The sequence below is a fragment of the uncultured Bacteroides sp. genome, assembly GCF_905207245.1.
Lineage (GTDB): Bacteria > Bacteroidota > Bacteroidia > Bacteroidales > Bacteroidaceae > Bacteroides.
The window spans coordinates 1-17,780 of record NZ_CAJLKP010000047.1 but is presented as its reverse complement, the minus strand read 5'-3'; the positions used below and the strand labels follow the sequence as shown (position 1 = coordinate 17,780).

14 protein-coding genes are annotated in these 17,780 nt (G+C 40.0%); 5 read left to right on the top strand and 9 right to left on the bottom strand.

Annotated features, from left to right (window positions below):
* Positions 1-14 precede the first annotated feature (14 nt).
* Entirely contained in the window at positions 15-2,117 is a 2,103-nt protein-coding gene (locus tag QZ135_RS14535; protein ID WP_294610663.1) for a carboxypeptidase-like regulatory domain-containing protein, read from the bottom strand.
* A gap of 15 nt (positions 2,118-2,132) precedes the next feature.
* Positions 2,133-3,068 carry a hypothetical protein gene (locus tag QZ135_RS14530; protein ID WP_308758122.1) on the bottom strand — a complete coding sequence of 312 codons (936 nt, stop codon included), beginning with the start codon at positions 3,066-3,068 and terminating at the stop codon, positions 2,133-2,135.
* Positions 3,069-3,450: 382 nt separating this feature from the next.
* On the opposite strand from QZ135_RS14530, the gene QZ135_RS14525 reads away from it, so the two are divergent.
* From QZ135_RS14525 to QZ135_RS14505, 5 genes are all read left to right on the top strand, one after another.
* Positions 3,451-4,590: a site-specific integrase gene (locus tag QZ135_RS14525; RefSeq protein WP_294610657.1), complete on the top strand. Its 1,140-nt coding sequence runs from the start codon at positions 3,451-3,453 to the stop codon at positions 4,588-4,590.
* A gap of 569 nt (positions 4,591-5,159) precedes the next feature.
* The gene (locus QZ135_RS14520; protein WP_294610655.1) at positions 5,160-6,410 is read left to right on the top strand and encodes a hypothetical protein; all 1,251 of its coding nucleotides are present in this window, start codon (positions 5,160-5,162) and stop codon (positions 6,408-6,410) included.
* 18 nt (positions 6,411-6,428) lie between these two features.
* Positions 6,429-7,376: a hypothetical protein gene (locus tag QZ135_RS14515; protein WP_294610653.1), complete on the top strand. Its 948-nt coding sequence runs from the start codon at positions 6,429-6,431 to the stop codon at positions 7,374-7,376.
* Positions 7,377-7,428: 52 nt separating this feature from the next.
* The gene (locus QZ135_RS14510) at positions 7,429-8,175 is read left to right on the top strand and encodes a YjbH domain-containing protein (protein WP_085938347.1); all 747 of its coding nucleotides are present in this window, start codon (positions 7,429-7,431) and stop codon (positions 8,173-8,175) included.
* Positions 8,176-8,231: 56 nt separating this feature from the next.
* A complete protein-coding gene (locus tag QZ135_RS14505; protein WP_294610651.1) occupies positions 8,232-9,425 on the top strand; it encodes an OmpA family protein in 1,194 nt (397 codons plus the stop codon).
* 87 nt (positions 9,426-9,512) lie between these two features.
* Here QZ135_RS14505 and QZ135_RS14500 read toward each other — a convergent pair whose 3' ends face one another.
* From QZ135_RS14500 to cysQ, 7 genes are all read right to left on the bottom strand, one after another.
* Positions 9,513-10,487 (bottom strand): PCMD domain-containing protein, encoded by a 975-nt coding sequence (locus QZ135_RS14500; RefSeq protein ID WP_294610649.1) that lies wholly within the window; start codon positions 10,485-10,487, stop codon positions 9,513-9,515.
* A gap of 91 nt (positions 10,488-10,578) precedes the next feature.
* The gene (locus QZ135_RS14495) at positions 10,579-11,685 is read right to left on the bottom strand and encodes a sulfotransferase (protein ID WP_294610647.1); all 1,107 of its coding nucleotides are present in this window, start codon (positions 11,683-11,685) and stop codon (positions 10,579-10,581) included.
* Between the two features lie 102 nt (positions 11,686-11,787).
* Positions 11,788-13,251, bottom strand: coding sequence for a sulfate adenylyltransferase subunit CysN (gene cysN, locus QZ135_RS14490; RefSeq protein ID WP_294610645.1), 1,464 nt, complete (start codon positions 13,249-13,251; stop codon positions 11,788-11,790).
* A gap of 119 nt (positions 13,252-13,370) precedes the next feature.
* Complete coding sequence (gene cysD / locus QZ135_RS14485) at positions 13,371-14,279, bottom strand: sulfate adenylyltransferase subunit CysD (RefSeq protein WP_294610643.1); 909 nt, start codon at positions 14,277-14,279, stop codon at positions 13,371-13,373.
* Positions 14,280-14,289: 10 nt separating this feature from the next.
* Positions 14,290-14,895, bottom strand: coding sequence for an adenylyl-sulfate kinase (cysC, locus tag QZ135_RS14480; protein ID WP_294610641.1), 606 nt, complete (start codon positions 14,893-14,895; stop codon positions 14,290-14,292).
* 7 nt (positions 14,896-14,902) lie between these two features.
* A complete protein-coding gene (locus tag QZ135_RS14475; RefSeq protein ID WP_294610638.1) occupies positions 14,903-16,456 on the bottom strand; it encodes an SLC13 family permease in 1,554 nt (517 codons plus the stop codon).
* Positions 16,457-16,474: 18 nt separating this feature from the next.
* Positions 16,475-17,296, bottom strand: a complete 822-nt coding sequence (gene cysQ / locus QZ135_RS14470; protein ID WP_294610636.1) for a 3'(2'),5'-bisphosphate nucleotidase CysQ — start codon at positions 17,294-17,296, stop codon at positions 16,475-16,477.
* Positions 17,297-17,780 lie beyond the last annotated feature (484 nt).

Sequence of the window (17,780 nt, the reverse complement as noted above, 5' to 3'; positions counted from 1 at the left end):
TATTCAAGAGTAATTTATTCGAAATTAATAATGCCACCACCTGCATTCAGGTCTTCTCCATTACCACCATGACCGTGAGTATGACCGATGGCATAATTCGGAGTCAAGGTATAAGAAACAATTCTCTTAACCACTACAGTTACATCTATAACTTTCTTGTTTTTATCGATTACATGAACAGTATAAGACTTCTTAACTTGTTTTCTTTCCAGACTAAAGCTATCAATCTGTTTGTATGCAGGTACTACAATAGTCGTAGAAAGAGCTGTTTTCACATAGGCATTAGTCGGCATAACATTAGCATAATCCACTTTAATCATATTTTTCAGCAGGGTTGTTACATAGCTCTTAGTTTCCGCATTCATACCACTTAAAGCTGCTTCTACAGCCATATCGGGAGTCTTTTCATCGTATGCCGTTCCACCCATATAACTTCCATTTACAGTTACGTTAGCAGAAGCTGAACCTGTGTAACAAGGTTTATTGATAGGATCATCCTTCAAGACGGTACTTTCTTTCGAATTGATTTCAGACTCATAACCAAAACGGAATTTAGAGAAGTGGCTGATATTACCAACAAAAGTTTTGGAAGTCATATCATACTCAGCGTAGTTACCTGCATCAGCTTTCCACTCACCTGTTTTTTCATCCAGATAGAGAACACCTAATACATAATCAGGTTCTACCGTAATGGTCACAGGAGCCGGGAACTTGATTTCCATCGGCTTAGAGAATACCGTACCGCTCGGCTTACCTTCATAGGTACGTACAGATGCTGTAGCCTTTTCTGCAGGGATATCACGGGTTACACTGATTACCTCTGCAAATCCACCAACGTAATAAACATTCGTGTTGGCAGGCAATACTATTTGGTCAGCAACATCTTTGGTTTCCGATGTCATTTCCCCTGTTTCTTCATCAATAACAACTTCTTTAGATACCAATTCTACCTTCAACTCTTCTTCTACCGGAACAACAGGAAACTCCTTTGTAACATCTACACCTAGTTCCTTCGCTATTTCTTCGATTTTTTTTACAACAGTTTCATCTTCCGTCTTTTTTATATCTTCTACCGTCGTTTCTTCCGCCTTGTCTATAGGAACCTCAACCTCCGTATTACCGCCCACACTTGGATCTTCAGGAGGAACAGGCTCACCACCTTTCACTTTCAATACGATTTCGAAAGAAGTAACAGAAGTAGCACCCGTTTCAACAAATTTAATAATACCGGCTTTTGCTTGCGTAGCATAGCCTCCCTTAGATACAGTCACAACAGCCAAAGTAGTCGGAGCTACATTTTCCGCAGGCACCTCTACACTAAAGTAACCATAACCATTTGTTATCAAGTTATCTGTAGATGTACCAATATTGACCTTCACCTCAGCTCCATTTACAGCAGCACCTTCTTCATTAGTCACAAAACCACATACAAAATACCTTGCAACCTTAGCAGCATCTTCTTTCTGCATCAACACTGCCACTGCAGAATTTACAATCTGGTCACCTTCACCTTCTTCGGCAGCAACAGAGGCAATATTAATGGTTGCATAAGCATTTTTATAACCGTTTGCCGTGAGGACTGCATAATAAGTACCCGGCTGAATACCTTCTACAGCAAAAGTGTTACCTGTTGGTGTAACATCCAATCCAGGAATTACAACAGAAGTCAGCACAACTTTAGCACCACTTTCATCAGTAGCCGTACCCTTGATGTTGTATTTCACTGTTTTGTAAGTTGGAGCATCCTTACCCGGATACATAGCTGCATTAGCCGTATAAACAGAGACTTGTCCATTCGCAATTTTTTCTACGTAAACTGAAGTAGTTACTGTCTGGAAATCCTCTTTGGTAATCTTCAGAACATTCATACCTTCCTTAGCAATCAATGTATAAGTACCGTCTGCAGCAGTAGTCACATCATTTACTTTAACTCCTTCCAATGGCGCACCAGTAGCTGCATTAGAAACAACACCTGCAATTTTATATACCGGTGCTACAGTGCTTGGCGCCTCAGTCGTCAATTCTTCTTTTTCGTAGCAACTTGCGAACATTCCGCAGATTGCCACTAACATCAACGTCAATTTAACGTTAATACCAAACAAACTTTTCTTTTTCATCTCAATAAAATTAAATTAATAAATTAGTAATTCTGATTTAATAAAATATGGGTTAAAACTATTTGATTGCATAATATTGTCGCCCGGCGATGAACGATAGGTATTATAATAATACTGCTCATTCCCTGCATTATACGCCATTCCCATATTCCTGGAAGGAGCGACCCGGGGAATATGCCCTTTCCGTTTATACCTATATGGCGGAAGAGCTATTTGAAAACGAAAACCACCATTGGCCTTTGCATCCGGACTTTTCATTGCAAAAAAGCCAATAGAAGCGTAACGAAAATGCCGGATAACATCTACCCGAACACCTTTTTCTCCCAATAAATACTGTTCAAGTTTCATTGTTGTTTCTATATTATATCGTGGCCAATAAAAAGAGCCTCCCACTGACCACGTCAATTGTTTCTTTGTTCCAAAATGACACGTAAAGCCATCCCAGTACGCAGCACCTGTATATCCGATACGAGCTTCAACCCCAAACCTATTATCATGAACAAAGCGATGATTCACTTTCAAATCAACTCCATAACGTTCACTACTAAAATGCCCCACAGTCAGTGTTCCCCATATATTATAAGGTAGTCTCACTGCCTGTGATACACCTATAAACCCAGGATGCACTTTATTGTATAGATAAGGATATCCATCATTATATATCGGAACCACCATTTGAGCTGTCAGCCTCATTCCTTTCCAGAAAGAGACTTCAACAGCCGATGCCAAATTGAACAGCACCTGATATATCTGAGTGATTACCAAGTTCTTTAAAGATAATTCCGGGTATATCACAACATCTACTTTAAGCAAAGAGCTATTCTTTCTTTTTACTTTATCAGCACCTTTCCAACTATCCCCCAGATTATAACTGACAACCCAGTCTTTACGAGTTGACTCAGGTATACTGTCACCAGCAATCGGCTTATAAAGCAAAGATATTTGGGGCACATTGTTATCGAGAACAATGACTCGGCATGGCTTTTTATCCGGAAATGAGAATATGAGTTTAGATAGATAAATAAAACACACAATATGTTCTCCTTTAGTCTATTGCATAATAATAGACAATACTATTGCTTATTCATATTGTTTCTTTTTTAGACAATAATATCATATATTTGTTGCTGCTCTGTTACTATTTCTACATCTTTGCAGAAAGTTTAATTCGCATTTATTTTTCTAATATTCAATAATTTAAATACAAAAAGAAGCAATAGAACAGAATAAAAACCAAATGCATAATCATTTGAGACGCATTTTTGTTACCCTATTGTTACCACAAAAGACATTATGTATATTTATTTAACCAATAAGATTTCAAAGTAGCAATATGAAAGAAGAACTAAAAATAAAAGAGCCAATAAGAATCAGAGTTAAGGACTTGACAAACGGAAGTAAATCGATATACCTTGATATGTATATGAATGGAAAACGAAAGTATGAGTTCTTGAAATTATATATCATACCCGAAAACAGCAAATCGGATAGAGCACGTAATAGCGAAACGCTAAAATTAGCGAATGCCATTAAGGCTCAACGGATTATTGAACTACAAAATCAAAGTTACGGCTTCAAAGTCAATAAAGTAACTAACATAAAACTGATCGATTACTTACAGAGTATAGCCGAAAAAAAGTCTGAGAACGAAGTTCGTAAAACCGCCTTGCATGCTGTAATCTGTCATCTTAAGCGTTACGACCCCAATGAAATCCAGCTAAACCGGGTAGATAAAGAATATATTCTAGGCTTTTTAAGCTACCTCACAACAGTCAGACAAGCCCACAGCAAAAAAGAAAAGCTGCTTCACGTCAATACACAAAACTATTATTATAAGATACTAAGGTATAGCCTGAATTATGCAATGTCCGAAGAACTTATATCTGTCAATCCAATGGACAAAATAAAAAACGAAGAGAAACCACATCGCTATCGAACAGAGAGGGAATTTCTCACTATTGACGAACTGAAAAAACTTGCACAAACTCCTTTTTACAATACGTTATTAAAAAAAGCCTTTCTCTTCAGTTGTTTTTGCGGATTGAGGCATTCTGATATTATAGCGCTCACATGGGGAGATATAGAGATTGATGAAAATAAAAGCTACCGTCTACATATTATTCAGAAAAAAACCAAAGAAGCTATTTCTCTACCATTAAGTCAAGAAACTGTAAAACAGTTACCCAAACGAGAGAATTCAAAAGATAGCGATAAAATATTCAAAGGATTAATTACCCTGGGAAGAACAAATGAAATCTTACCCAGATGGGCAAAACAAGCCGGAATTAAGAAACATATTACATTCCACACAGCCCGCCATACTCATGCAACAATGTTGCTGACTTTAGGAGTTGATTTGTATACTGTTTCCAAATTACTGGGACATACCAATATACAGACTACCCAAATATATGCTAAACTCGTAGACGAAAGTAAGAAGAAAGCAATCGATCTTATTCCAAACATAACATAATTATTTCTTTAGATATAAGAGCATTTTGAAAGTAATTAGTATATCCGTTGGCAAAATTAGTCATTGGCCTGGTTTTAGTCAGGAACATATCAAAGAGGTATCTAGTCCGTACCTGCTCCGTAGCAAATTCGGTTGAAAGTACCTCTAACCGAATTTGCTACGGAGCAGGTACGGACAAGATACGGGTCAGATGTGGACAGAACCCGGTCTTGAGTCCTTTCAGATACGAGAAAGGAAACAAAGAGTATCATTTAGCATCAAACTGTAAAGAATATATTTATCTTCGTATTAAGCAATTAATAATTCATTTTCTACAAAACATACATATAACGAGAATTACTTTTATAGTCATATTTCTCGCATAAATATCGTATTTATTAGTCATTTATCAACCTCTTAATCATGCGTTATAAAGTCTTCAGGAAAGAATAGTAGTCTTAGGGAAACGATTATGCAAAAAAAGCTACATTATTTTATTTTTTCATGTAAATTTCTTTGGTATTATTAAAAATGTGTCTATTTTTGCACCGTATTTTGTGTCGTAAAGATACAAAAATTGAATAAACAAGATGAGGTATAGAAACTCTAACATGAGAAAGTGTCTAACTACTAAAACAATAGCACAATGTGCAGCGTTCTTTTTATTCTGTTTGCTTCCTTTAAAAGGAGTTTGCCAAACAGGAGAAAGTACGGTAAATACTTTAGTAGAGATGGGATTTGAAAATGTAGGGTGGACGGAAGACAGCAAAGAACGTGTATACGTTTTGCAAAATTCTGCATATCGTCTGAACGGAGTAGGTATTGGCAAAGCAGTAGATGTCATCCAAAAGATGGGTTTACCGGATAAAAAGCCATGTAGAGTAATCGTTTTAGACAATAATGTACCTCAAATTTCTCTTTACTATAAACCGGTAATCGGTGATAGTATTCCGGAAGCAAGTCGTCGGGATTGGGACGTTAGTTACGATTTAGGCGATTCGTGGGAACAGATTCGGAAACAAAAGAGAAAAAATAGTTCTTTGTTTAAGGTAGATATTGTAGTATACCCGGAATTGAAACTGAAAAATCTGATTATTACGCAAATATATCAGGTTCTTTTCAATTTGAATCCTGCGATTGAAGTTTCGTTATGGAAAGGTATGAAATTTATCGGGCAAGTAATTATACCCGTATATAATGAGTATGGAAGATCATATGGGCAAGTTCGCCAAGGTTATGTGGCTTTATCTCAATCAGTGAGACTCCCATACAATATTTTTCTGACAGCAACAATCGGATCATTCAATAATTACCGCTGGGGGGGGACTTTGGATGCGAAGCACATTTTTAAAGATGAGCGATTCTCTGTAGAAGGACGCATTGGCTATACCGGACGTTCACGTTTTGAGAACTGGCGTTGGAAAGTAAGTCCTTTGAAGCGTATAACTTGGAATTTAGGAGGTAGTTTTTACTGGCCTGAGTATAATACATCGCTCTCCTTGAAAGTTGAACAGTATCTGTTAGGTGAAAAAGGAGTCCGTTTCGATATGGTACGTAATTTTAGATATGTGTCTATCGGTTTTTATGGTATGAAAGTACAGAATGCCGGAAATAAAGGATATAATGGTGGCTTTCGTTTTCAAATCGCACTGCCGCCTTATAAATATAAAAGAAGAGGATATATACCAAGAGTATTACCCTCGGAATATTTTGGAATGTCGTATAATGCGGGTAACGAACAATTTTATGGACGTTCGTTTAATCCTCGCGTAGACGATAATATAGGAACAGAGAATAGTTTTAACCCATATTTTATTAAATCAGAATTATTAAATTTTTAATTTTTTATTGAGATGAAAATGAAAAGTAAATTTTTTGGTGTTACCGCAAAATTAGCGATAGCCATTTTAGCAGTCGGTACTATGTTTACAAGCTGCTATGATTCAGAAAACGGTGATGTAACGAAACCGTATAAAGCACCGGATGCTGTATACTCTTTTATCGGTACTGTAACTAACAATATTACCGGTGCTCCTGTATCAGGTGCCTCTGTTGCTTTAAGTGGTGCTGTTACTGCAACTGCTACTACAGATGCTAATGGTGTTTACCAAGCTGTCGTACAAATAGATGGTGGAGCAGAAGGTGTTGTAACTGTTGCTGTTGCTGCCAAAGCTGGTGAATATGAAGCAGCTTCAGCTAATATAGATGTACAGAAGATGTCTAATGGTCAAGCTATTACTTATTACAAAAATATAGTTGTTAGCTACACCGAGTATATACCAGATGGCCTGAAGTATACTACTTCTTCTAAAACTGATGCAAAAGATGTGGTACTGAGTGGTGAAGATGAAGAATATCCAGGTTTGGATATCATGAACCGTGATAGCGAACCACTTCTTGTTACAAGAAACTTCATTGTAAACGAAGGTACAGTTGTTGTATCACAAAATCCTGAAGTTTATACTCTTACCAAAGCAGTATCTGCAGAAGTACTTGACGCTGTTAGAAATATTATTAACGCTGACTTAGGCGGTGTTGCCCCTACCAAAGAGTTTGATAAGAAGACTACTCCTTTCTCTATTCTGGTTGCTCCGATGTCTGCATTAAAGAATGTTACAGTTTCATACTTATATGAAGACAAGGCTTACAATTTCACTTACGGCTCAGATAAGATCAATGTAGTGACAAGACGTATCGTAAGTGTATCTTTCGACTACAGCGAAACTTCATTCAACCACTATCATGGTCATGGTCATGGTCACGGTCATGGTGATGATTTGAATGCAGGTGGTGGTATCTGGGAATAATTTTTAAAGAGATAGCGCAATAAAAAATGAAAAGAAAGCAAAGATGAGGTATATATTGGGAAAAGTAATCCTTATAGGTTTATTGCTGTGTTGTCCTCTCTTGCTTTCGGCTCAATTGACGTATGGTACCACCGGTTTATTGCATGCCCCTTCGGCAGAAATGCAACGGGACAAAACGGTGATGATTGGTGGTAACTTTTTGAATCAGGAGATAACTCCTCCTACATGGTACTATCATACGTACAATTATTTTCTGAATGTGACTATATTTCCCTGGTTAGAAGTGGCATACACATGTACACTTTTTAAAGCGGAAGCACTGGGACTTGGTCCTTATGGTTACACAGGATTTACAAATCAGGACAGATATTTCTCTGTCCGACTGCGAGCTTTGAAAGAAGGACAATTCTGGAAACATATGCCGGCTGTGGTAGTAGGAGCTTCGGATCCTTATACTGAATCCGGTGATGGGCAGATATCTTCAGTTGACGGTAACGGTTATTTTTGCCGCTTCTATATTGCAGCGACAAAACATATCCCGGTAGGAAAAGAGACGATAGGTGTACACCTCTCCTATCTTTTCAACCACCGCAACGATTATCCTCTGAACGGACCAGCCGTAGGCATTACCTACAACCCTTCTTTCCATCCGCAATTGCGGGTAATCGCAGAGTATGATTCGAAAGATTTTGCGTTGGGTGCCACCTATTTGCTTTTCAACCATTTGCATGCGCAGGTAGAATTGCAAAAAATGAAATACTTTACCGGCGGACTTACTTACAAGATTTATCTGAAGTAAGCGAGTGGTCGGAGCAAATAATTAAAAAAGAGTTGAAATACAAAAATTAAAAAACAATGAAAAGTAAATTAGTAATATTATCTTTGATGTTGGCTGGTGCTACTGTTGCAACAGCTCAGACAAAAGAGAAATTCGTCAGCGAAAAAGCCGGAGACAATATCTTCGTGAGCGTGACTGGTGGAGTTTCTTTGGTAAATTCGGGTAAGAGTGAGGGAAAATTCGGAGACCCGGCTCCCCATATTACCGTATCTCTTGGTAAGTGGTTTACTCCGGTTTGGGGTGTGCGTGCTCAGGGTGGCTTGTGGAAAGCTAACTTTAACACACAATGGTCTGAAGGTACTTATGCTGCTGATGGTAGCATGGTAGGTTCAAAAGTAAACAATGACAAGAATGTAGGTCAAATTCGTTTGGATGGTTTGTTTAACCTTTCAAATGCTATTGGTGGATACAATCCTGACCGTTTGTTCACTTTGTCTGTGTTTGCAGGTCCCGGTTTGACTATTGCTAAGGGTGCAAGCTCTTTCGAAATTGCAGAAAATCAAGCAGGTACTGCTTGGCATAAAGTTCGCCCCGCAGGCGCTGATGATAAGACAGGTGCTTATATCAACGGTTCTGCTGGTTTATTGGGTAAATTCAATGTAAACAACTACCTTGATATAGATATTGAAGCTCGTGGTGAATTAGCTTCTTCTTATCTGGGTTATTTGTCATCTTCAAGAACTGTAGGTGGCGTGTATGTTGGTGCAGGTCTTACTTATACTTTCGGTGGCAAGAAGTTTATTTCTTGTGGCGCAAAGGTTGACCAAGATGCTATCAACGCTGAAATCAACAGATACAGAAGTGAATTGGCACAGGCTCAGGCTGACCTGGCTAACGCTAAGAACGCTTTGGCTAACGTGAAACCTGTAACTAAGGAAGTTGTGAAGGAAGTTGAAGTTGCCGGTCCTCGTGCTATCTTCTTCAAGATTGGTAGTGCTCGTATCGATGATTACGGTATGGTTAACATTCAGTTGGCTGCTAAGATTCTGAAGGCTAATTCGGATAAGAAGTATAAGGTTGCCGGTTATGCTGACAAGGCTACAGGTAGCGCTTCCTGGAACCAGAAGTTGTCTGAAAAACGTGCTCAGGCTGTTTACGATGCATTGATTAAAGAAGGCGTAAGCAAAGATCAACTCGAACTCGTAGGCTTTGGTGGTACAGCTAATATGTTCGGTAAGAACTATCTGAACCGTGTAGTGATTCTGGAATAAGATATAGGGTAAGAGCTTAAAGCTCTAAACAAGAGAGGGCGGCTAAGATAAATTAGCCGCCCTCTTCATTTTTATTCTAATAGCAAATCAATATACCAGTTTTACATTATCAATCCAAAGTGAATTACCCGGAGAACCGATGTATGCTCCTCCATGACTGGAAGTGAATTGCAATAATAAATGGGTAGGAACATCTTCTTCTGTTCCCCACGCCACTTCTTTCACAGGAACACTTTCACCCTTACTATTGATTGCATAACGTTCTTCTACTTGAAGACGCATCATATGTGGTTTATAAGCAGGATCACCGGTTATATCGCCATACATAATTGAATAAGTGGCATTATTACGCCAATCAGGAGTAGTATTATAATAGCGCACTACCATAGTTCCCACACGTTTGGCAAAGATGTTACCATCCTTATCTTCCCAACGTTTCTGCAAGAAAAGGTTCACTTCCGGAAAGTCCTTACCATCCACATCGGTGATACGGCTGAAACCGGTAGCACGAATGCGTTTCTCCCTATCAGACATCTTTACCTTATAATCAAACTGAACAGCAATAGGCTTCTTAGTAAAAGGAATACCGGAATTCAGCATCTTCTGCGGATTTTTTGTCCCCTTGATTGGTTCGTGCACTGATCCCAAAAACATAGAGCCTGCGGCAAGCACCGTGATATCAACAATTCCCAATACTTTTACGCTCTCCATACGGGTATCCATACGGGCACAGTAACCATCTCCACGCTTTTCAGGGAATACGGAGGTATTGGTTTTAGTAATGCCAGCCACACGAGCCATCACATTGGAAGTCGCCCACGGCGAACCGCCCATATTCGTATAAGCTTTGTTCTCACGAATAGTTGCTGTCGGTCCGATGGCATACACATTCTTCATTGCGCCACCGATAATGCCCGACTCTTTAATCTGCCGATCTATCCACTGGTCCATATTGCCAAATGGAATCATTTCCACAGTAGGCTGTTGCTGCTGTGCAGATGCCATTCCGCAACATAAGAAAGCGGATAGCAAACCATACATACAAATTTTCTTCTGCATCATCTTCTTAAATTGAGAATTAAAAATTGAAAATCAAGAAATAATAGACACACAATCATTCATTTCTTAATTTTCAATTTTCAATTTTTAATTATTATATATCGTATTTCCATTGCTCCAATGCAAAGCTCCAGTTATCCTGAACCAATTGCACAGTGCGGTCATCATACTTATATTTATTCTTCTTATATCCTTTTTTTCCACCTACATACTTTTCTATGTCAGCCTTCGCTTCTGCAAATCCGGGAATGGACAAATCCCGGTAAATTTGCTCGGTCATTCCCATAGCATCCGCCTCAAAATCCTCGAACTTAACTTCTATCAGATTACCGGCAGGAATGAATGACTTATCTGCTTCATATTTATGATACAACTTAGCGTAAATAGAAAGAATATTTTTTTCTAATTCTTCATTACTGATGTCCTGCAACTTCAACGGTTGGATAGTATTTGTAAAGAAGCTACGGGTACTCTCGAATACCGTATAAGGATTACGCATCAGATAGATAAATTTAGCATTGGGGAACATCTTGACAAGCTCCTTCACACGTCCTGTATGCGGTGGATTCTTACTCAGGAATTGCGTTCCTTTCGTATTCCACAAAGATATTTTAATCAGCTTGACAAACACCTCTTCAAATACTTTCAGTTCTGCTTCCGTAATATCATCGAACAGCAAATACTTATCTGCATACTCCTGCTGATATTTAGGAAGAAACCAGAAGTTATAATAAGTATAAGGCATCATATTGGCAAGCGCAAACTCTTCTTCCTGCGGCAGGTCTACGGCAAGTTCCATATTATCCGTGGGACGCTTATCAGGCATCAGCCAACTCATATTCTTCTTGAAGAAAGGTTGTCCCCACATCATCAGATGCGGAAAAACGGTCTGATAAGTGGTGTTATAGCCAAAATGTTTGTCGCACGAAAATACATTATGCACAAATGTAGTACCACTGCGCCAATGGCCAAGGATGAATACCGGATCATGTTCTAAAGGTCGAGATGCTAATTGTTTCTCATAGCGCCCATTCTGCAAAGGAGCCAAAGTAGAAAGCAAACGGCATACCGCTTTAGTCAGACGATACTTGCCTTTATACGCTGCATCTATTTCCCGGTCCTTGGTTATGGCATTGAATGTCTTCCAATCAGCCCCTACCAACGTGTTTATAGGAAGTTTATTAAATTCGAGTAAACCCATAGTTATTAAATTGAGAATTGAGAATTAAAAATTGAGAAATAGCCATGCGGACTAAAAGCTGCTGTATAATTTCCCCAAGTATCATTTTTCAATTTTTATTTTTTAATTTTTAATTAAAACAGTGATCCCCTGACGTTCCAAATCCTTTACTGCCTTTTCTATAGCTTCATAATGCTCGGGAGCAATGCCCAGCCTCGATAAATTTAAGACAGGAAGGTCCTCGGACAGGTGCATATCTTTATCCTCCACCCTATCAATAATCATACCCACAGCACAAGTATTGTTGGTTATCGGATCAATCAGAATGAATGCACCTGTAGCTTTGTTCTTTTGATAAGAATCAAAGAACAACTCTTTGGCAGTAGTGAACACCACACGCGCTATTTGATTCAACTGCATCGGCAGACTATCGGTTGTCAACTGGCCATTGTCAATCGATAGCTTCTCCATCGTATTCACATCTACCTTATACTTTATATTATCAATGCGCGAACGGCTCAGATTGGTAGTTTGCTTGATGAAAAAAGACTTATTAAGATCCATCGGTTCCTCATCCATCCACACCAGCATAGCCTCAAAATTGCGGTCTACAACAGGCAAATTACCAGGATGCACCAACATCTCTCCTCTCGATACATCAATTTCATCCTCCAGGGTCAACGTTACGGACTGAGGCGGAAAAGCATATTCCAATTCGCCATCATAAGTAACAATACTCTTGACACGTGATTTCTTACCTGATGGCAGTGCTATGACTTCATCTCCTTTGCGAACGATACCAGACGCTACCTTACCGCAGAAACCACGGAAATCAAGGTTAGGACGCAATACATATTGCACCGGGAAACGGAAGTCTGTCAGATTGTGGTCGTTATCAATATGAACAGTTTCCAAGAAATCGAGCAAGGAAATCCCCTTGTACCAAGGAGTACGTTCAGATTTCTCCACCACATTATCACCATCCAAAGCCGATAGAGGAATACAAGTTACATCCGGAATACTCAACGGAGCAATAAACTCCTTATACTCTTTAACGATTTCATTGAAACGTTCTTCCGAGAAATCCACCAAATCCATCTTATTAACAGCAAGCACCACATGCTTGATACCTAACAAAGATACCAGGAAAGAGTGACGACGTGTCTGTGTGATGATGCCTGTACGCGCATCTACAAGAATAATCGCCAGATTGGCTGTTGAGCCTCCGGTAATCATATTACGCGTATATTGCTCATGTCCCGGAGTATCAGCAATGATAAACTTACGGTTATTAGTAGAAAAATAGCGATATGCTACATCAATCGTGATGCCCTGCTCACGCTCAGCTTTCAAACCATCCAGCAACAATGCATAATCAATATGATCACCCGCATTCCCCATGCGCTTGCTGTCGCGTTCCAGTGCATCCAATTGGTCTTCATATAATTTTTTGCTGTCAAACAACAAACGTCCAATCAGCGTGGATTTGCCATCGTCTACCGAACCGGCTGTCAGGAAACGAAGTAAGTCTTTCTGTTCGTCTTTATCCAGAAAAGCCTTAATATCTAATTTAGAGTTATTCTCCATCACTTTTTACTTTTTAATTGTCACCTTTATTCTCTCAAACCTGAGCTTCAGACTTCTAAAGGTCAGGTTTAAGATTCCAATCCTCAGGTTTTAATTTTTAATTCTTCAATTTTTAATTCCTAAAAGTACCCTTCACGCTTCTTCTGCTCCATGCTGGCATCCTGGTCGAAATCAATTACACGAGTAGTACGCTCACTCTTTGTGGTGGTCATCATTTCCTCTACAATCTTTTCAATGGTATCAGCACTGCTCTCTACAGCTCCGGTCAGCGGCCAGCAACCCAATGTACGGAAACGGACCATCCGCATTTTTATCTGGTCGCGATACTTTTCAGGCAGACGATCATCATCCGCCATAATCAGATTGCCATCCATTTCCACGCAAGGACGTTCCTTAGCATAATACAACGGAACAATAGGAATATTCTCCAAACGGATATATTGCCAAATATCAAGTTCTGTCCAGTTACTCAATGGGAATACGCGAATACTTTCTCCTTTGTGTACACGAGCATTATAAATATCCCACAACTCCGGACGCTGGTTTTTCGGGTCCCACTGGTGGAACTTATCACGGAAAGAAAAAATACGTTCCTTTGCACGCGACTTCTCCTCATCACGACGGGCGCCACCAAAGGCAGCGTCAAACTTATACTTATCCAAAGCACTCAGAAGAGCTTTGGTCTTCATCAAGTCCGTATGTACTTTACTACCATGAGTAAAAGGCCCTACACCTGCATGAAAAGCCTCCATGTTGCTCTCAACAATCAGATTCCAGCCATACTTTTTAGCATACTCATCGCGAAATTCAATCATTTCCTTAAACTTCCACTTCGAATCGATATGCATCAACGGGAAGGGTACTTTGCCGGGATAAAAGGCTTTCTCGGCAAGACGAACCATCACCGAGGAGTCTTTTCCGATACTATAGAGCATCACCGGGTTTTCAAATTCCGCAGCCACTTCACGGATGATATGAATAGACTCTGCTTCGAGTTCTTTCAGATGGCTTAATTTATATTCTTCCATTTTTATATAATCACTTTTTAATCTGTATCTTCGGTAAAACAAGCTCAAGCAACTTATTGACTGATTCTTCCAGGCTGAGCACTGCAGTATCCAGCGTTAACGCCGGACATACAGGAGCTTCGAACGGGGCGGAAATACCTGTGAAATTCTTAATCTCTCCCCTGCGTGCTTTGGCATACAAGCCCTTCACATCTCTGCGTTCACACTCTGCCAAAGGGGTGCTGACGTATACTTCGAGAAAGTCATCCTGTCCGATGATATTAGCTGCCATTTCGCGGATATCATTGTTAGGACTGATAAATGCAGCAATGGTAATAATGCCTGTATCAAGAAAAAGTTTAGAAACTTCGGCTATACGGCGGATATTTTCCACACGGTCGGCTTCGGTGAAACCCAGATTATTGTTGATGCCGCTACGGATATTATCGCCATCCAGAATGCGGCACAGCAAACCGCGTTTGTGCAACTCACGTTCCAAAGCAATAGCTATCGTACTTTTACCGGAGCCGCTTAATCCGGTAAACCATATCATCACACTATGTTGGCCGAGAAGCTCTTCTTTGTCTTCTCTCGACAACATCCTATCAAAAATCGGATATATATTATTATCTGTCATAATCTAATTAAAAGGGCCAAATTAACGGAATCAGGAATATAGATATTAGAAATGCTATAATATTTAATGGCAAACCGATACGGACAAAGTCAGTAAACCTATAGTTCCCGATACCTTGTACGATAAGATTTGTCTGATAACCGATAGGGCTGGAAAAACTGGCGGAAGCAGCCATACAAATCACCACAAAGAAAGGCATAGGACTGACACCCATTTGCGAAGAAATGGAAAGCGCCAACGGAAAAGCCAATGCAGCAGCAGCATTATTGGTTATCAATTCGGTAAATAAATTCGTAATGATAAAGACAGCAGCCAACAGCACTTGTGGTCCGTAATGCTCAGTCATACCGATAATATAGCTTGCCACTACATCTGCCACACCGGAGTTGACCATTGCTTTACTAATGGCAAAAGCACAAGCAATTGTTATCAGGATGTCCCAAGAAATGTATTTGGTATACTTACGTGCCGGAAAGATTTTAGCCCACGCCATGATAATTGTAGTCACAGAAACAAAGAAGAACATATCCAGCTTGATGTTCGGGAAGGCTTCCTTCACTGCCGGCAGTTCGCCCACCGTAGCACCGACAATCATCAGTATCAGTAAGATGAGTGCAAACCAGCGTTTCCCTTTTCCCGGAACGGGTTCATTATCCTTGCCATTGGCCAGCAAAACGAATACAGAAGATTCGCCCCACGTCTGAACAAAAGAATCATCCGCCATCACTACCAATGTGTCACCGTCACGCAATACTTCGTTATCCAGATTCTCCGTTATGCTTTGACCACTACGTTTGATTTCCTTAACGGCAGCCCCATAGTGACGCTGGAAATTGAACTCACCCAACTTTTTATTGATACCGGGAAAACGGGGTCCCAGCACTGCTTCAACCCGGTGCAAGCTGCTATCTTCTTCCTCTTCATCATCCAATTTCACCGCATCCGTACGAACATCCGGCAAGAGTTTGGACGAGAACAAAAACAGATAAATAATACCTGCGATAGCAATGAATATCCCGACCTTACCCAACTCGAACATAGTAAATCCTTCATAACCGGCTTCCAGAATCATGCCATGCACCACCAGATTGGTAGAAGTCCCGATAAGGGTACAGATACCACCCAGAATGGTCACATAAGAAAGAGGAATCAAAAACTTGGTAGCAGGTAATTTTACCGATTCTGCCCAGCGCTTAATAATCGGGGCAAATATAACGACAACAGGGGTATTATTGAGAAAAGCAGAGATGAAAGAAATAGTAGGAAGCATACGTAGCTGTGCTTTAAACACTGTCGTTCTGCCCTGAGGAAGTAATTTCTTGATGACCTGCCCCAATGCCCCCGACTGGCGGATACCTTCACTGACCAGAAACAGCATGGCTACAGTAATCATCCCTTTATTGCTAAACCCTTCCAACATTTCTTTAGGCGACAGGATACCTGCACACAAGAACAAAACTACAACAGAAAACAGCACCATTCCGGGACGCATTTTGTCCAACACCAATGCAACAACCATGCCCAAAAGTGCCAAAAGCACAAATACTATATCAAATGTCATACACTACACTGTATCTTATTAATTTTTCATTCGCTTGGGTTCAACGACAAACCACGGATTCAGCAGATTCTCCTTATTGTAACAAAGTGGTTCTTCTTTCCCTACCTGATAGATTTCCATTCCGGCAGCACGTGCAATGGCATGTCCTGCTGCCGTATCCCACTCCATAGTAGGTGCAAAACGGGGATATACGTCTGCTTTCCCTTCCGCCACAAGGCAGATTTTAATAGAGCTGCCGCTGGACACAAGTTCCACTTCCGAATGCAGGCGTTTCATATCTTCAATATAAGCCTCAGTCTCCGGCGACAGATGCGAACGGGAAGCAACTATCACAAACCTGTCTCTTGTAGCCATAACCGGAAGTCGGGTGGCGGATGCCATTAATTCGTCCAGTGAGGCGCCTCCGCGCGAAGTTATACCGGACAGTTTATATGCACCCAGTTGCTCATCTGCAAAATAAAGTTCCTTCTTCACAGGGAGATAGATGACTCCCATTACCGGTACTGAATTATGAACCCATGCAATATTTACAGTAAACTCTCCATTCCGCTTAATGAACTCTTTAGTCCCGTCCAGCGGATCCACAATCCACAAAGCATCCCATCCGGAACGCTCTGCATAGGGCAAATGTTTGCCTTCTTCGCTAAGAATGGGGAAAGGGGTATTGCATAGAAACCCGGTAATAGTTTCATGAGCCTTGCGGTCGGCAATTGTTAAAGGGGAGTTATCCGCTTTTCTCTCTATTTCAAAGTCAGATGCCGGGTCGTTATAGATGGCAAGTATATCTGCACCGGCTTGCAGAGCTGCATCTATCGCGTTTAAAATATATCGTTGTTCCATATATGGTATCTATACTTATATATAGTTTGCAAAATTAAAAACTTTTTCATCCTCAAAAGTTTCCATCCTTCGTTTTATAACTTCTTTTAAACTACCTAATACATTTATAAGCACTTTTCACAATCAATGAAACAGAAAAGGTACTTCAATGGAATATCGAAGTACCTTTTCCTAAAAACAGTTTCTTTTTCAGCTCAATTCTTATATTGTTGTATTTCCCGATTTATAAGGAATATATTATTTACAAACAATGTATGTTCAAGGAATAGTTGTATACTGAACCTGATTCAGTCGTATAGTGAATGCCATTCAGTCGTATACTGAATAGGGTTCTGTCGTATACTGAATACCACGCGGTCAACTGCATTGATAATGAGAATGTTGCAAAGCACCACATTTTCATCAATAAACATCAACATATTATTAAAATATCATTGCATTCAAAACTGATTAGTTACGAGCTACGGGCTACAAGCTACAAGTG

What these genes read in the sequence shown, in the direction of transcription:
- QZ135_RS14535 (WP_294610663.1), bottom strand. Translation starts at nt 2,117, where the DNA reads ATGAAAAAGAAAAGTTTGTTTGGTATTAACGTTAAATTGACGTTGATG.
- cysN (WP_294610645.1), bottom strand. Translation starts at nt 13,251, where the DNA reads ATGGAGAATAACTCTAAATTAGATATTAAGGCTTTTCTGGATAAAGAC.
- cysC (WP_294610641.1), bottom strand. Translation starts at nt 14,895, where the DNA reads ATGACAGATAATAATATATATCCGATTTTTGATAGGATGTTGTCGAGA.
- QZ135_RS14475 (WP_294610638.1), bottom strand. Translation starts at nt 16,456, where the DNA reads ATGACATTTGATATAGTATTTGTGCTTTTGGCACTTTTGGGCATGGTT.
- QZ135_RS14495 (WP_294610647.1), bottom strand. Translation starts at nt 11,685, where the DNA reads ATGGGTTTACTCGAATTTAATAAACTTCCTATAAACACGTTGGTAGGG.
- QZ135_RS14525 (WP_294610657.1), top strand. Translation starts at nt 3,451, where the DNA reads ATGAAAGAAGAACTAAAAATAAAAGAGCCAATAAGAATCAGAGTTAAG.
- QZ135_RS14515 (WP_294610653.1), top strand. Translation starts at nt 6,429, where the DNA reads ATGAAAAGTAAATTTTTTGGTGTTACCGCAAAATTAGCGATAGCCATT.
- cysD (WP_294610643.1), bottom strand. Translation starts at nt 14,279, where the DNA reads ATGGAAGAATATAAATTAAGCCATCTGAAAGAACTCGAAGCAGAGTCT.
- QZ135_RS14505 (WP_294610651.1), top strand. Translation starts at nt 8,232, where the DNA reads ATGAAAAGTAAATTAGTAATATTATCTTTGATGTTGGCTGGTGCTACT.
- QZ135_RS14500 (WP_294610649.1), bottom strand. Translation starts at nt 10,487, where the DNA reads ATGATGCAGAAGAAAATTTGTATGTATGGTTTGCTATCCGCTTTCTTA.
- cysQ (WP_294610636.1), bottom strand. Translation starts at nt 17,296, where the DNA reads ATGGAACAACGATATATTTTAAACGCGATAGATGCAGCTCTGCAAGCC.
- QZ135_RS14520 (WP_294610655.1), top strand. Translation starts at nt 5,160, where the DNA reads ATGAGGTATAGAAACTCTAACATGAGAAAGTGTCTAACTACTAAAACA.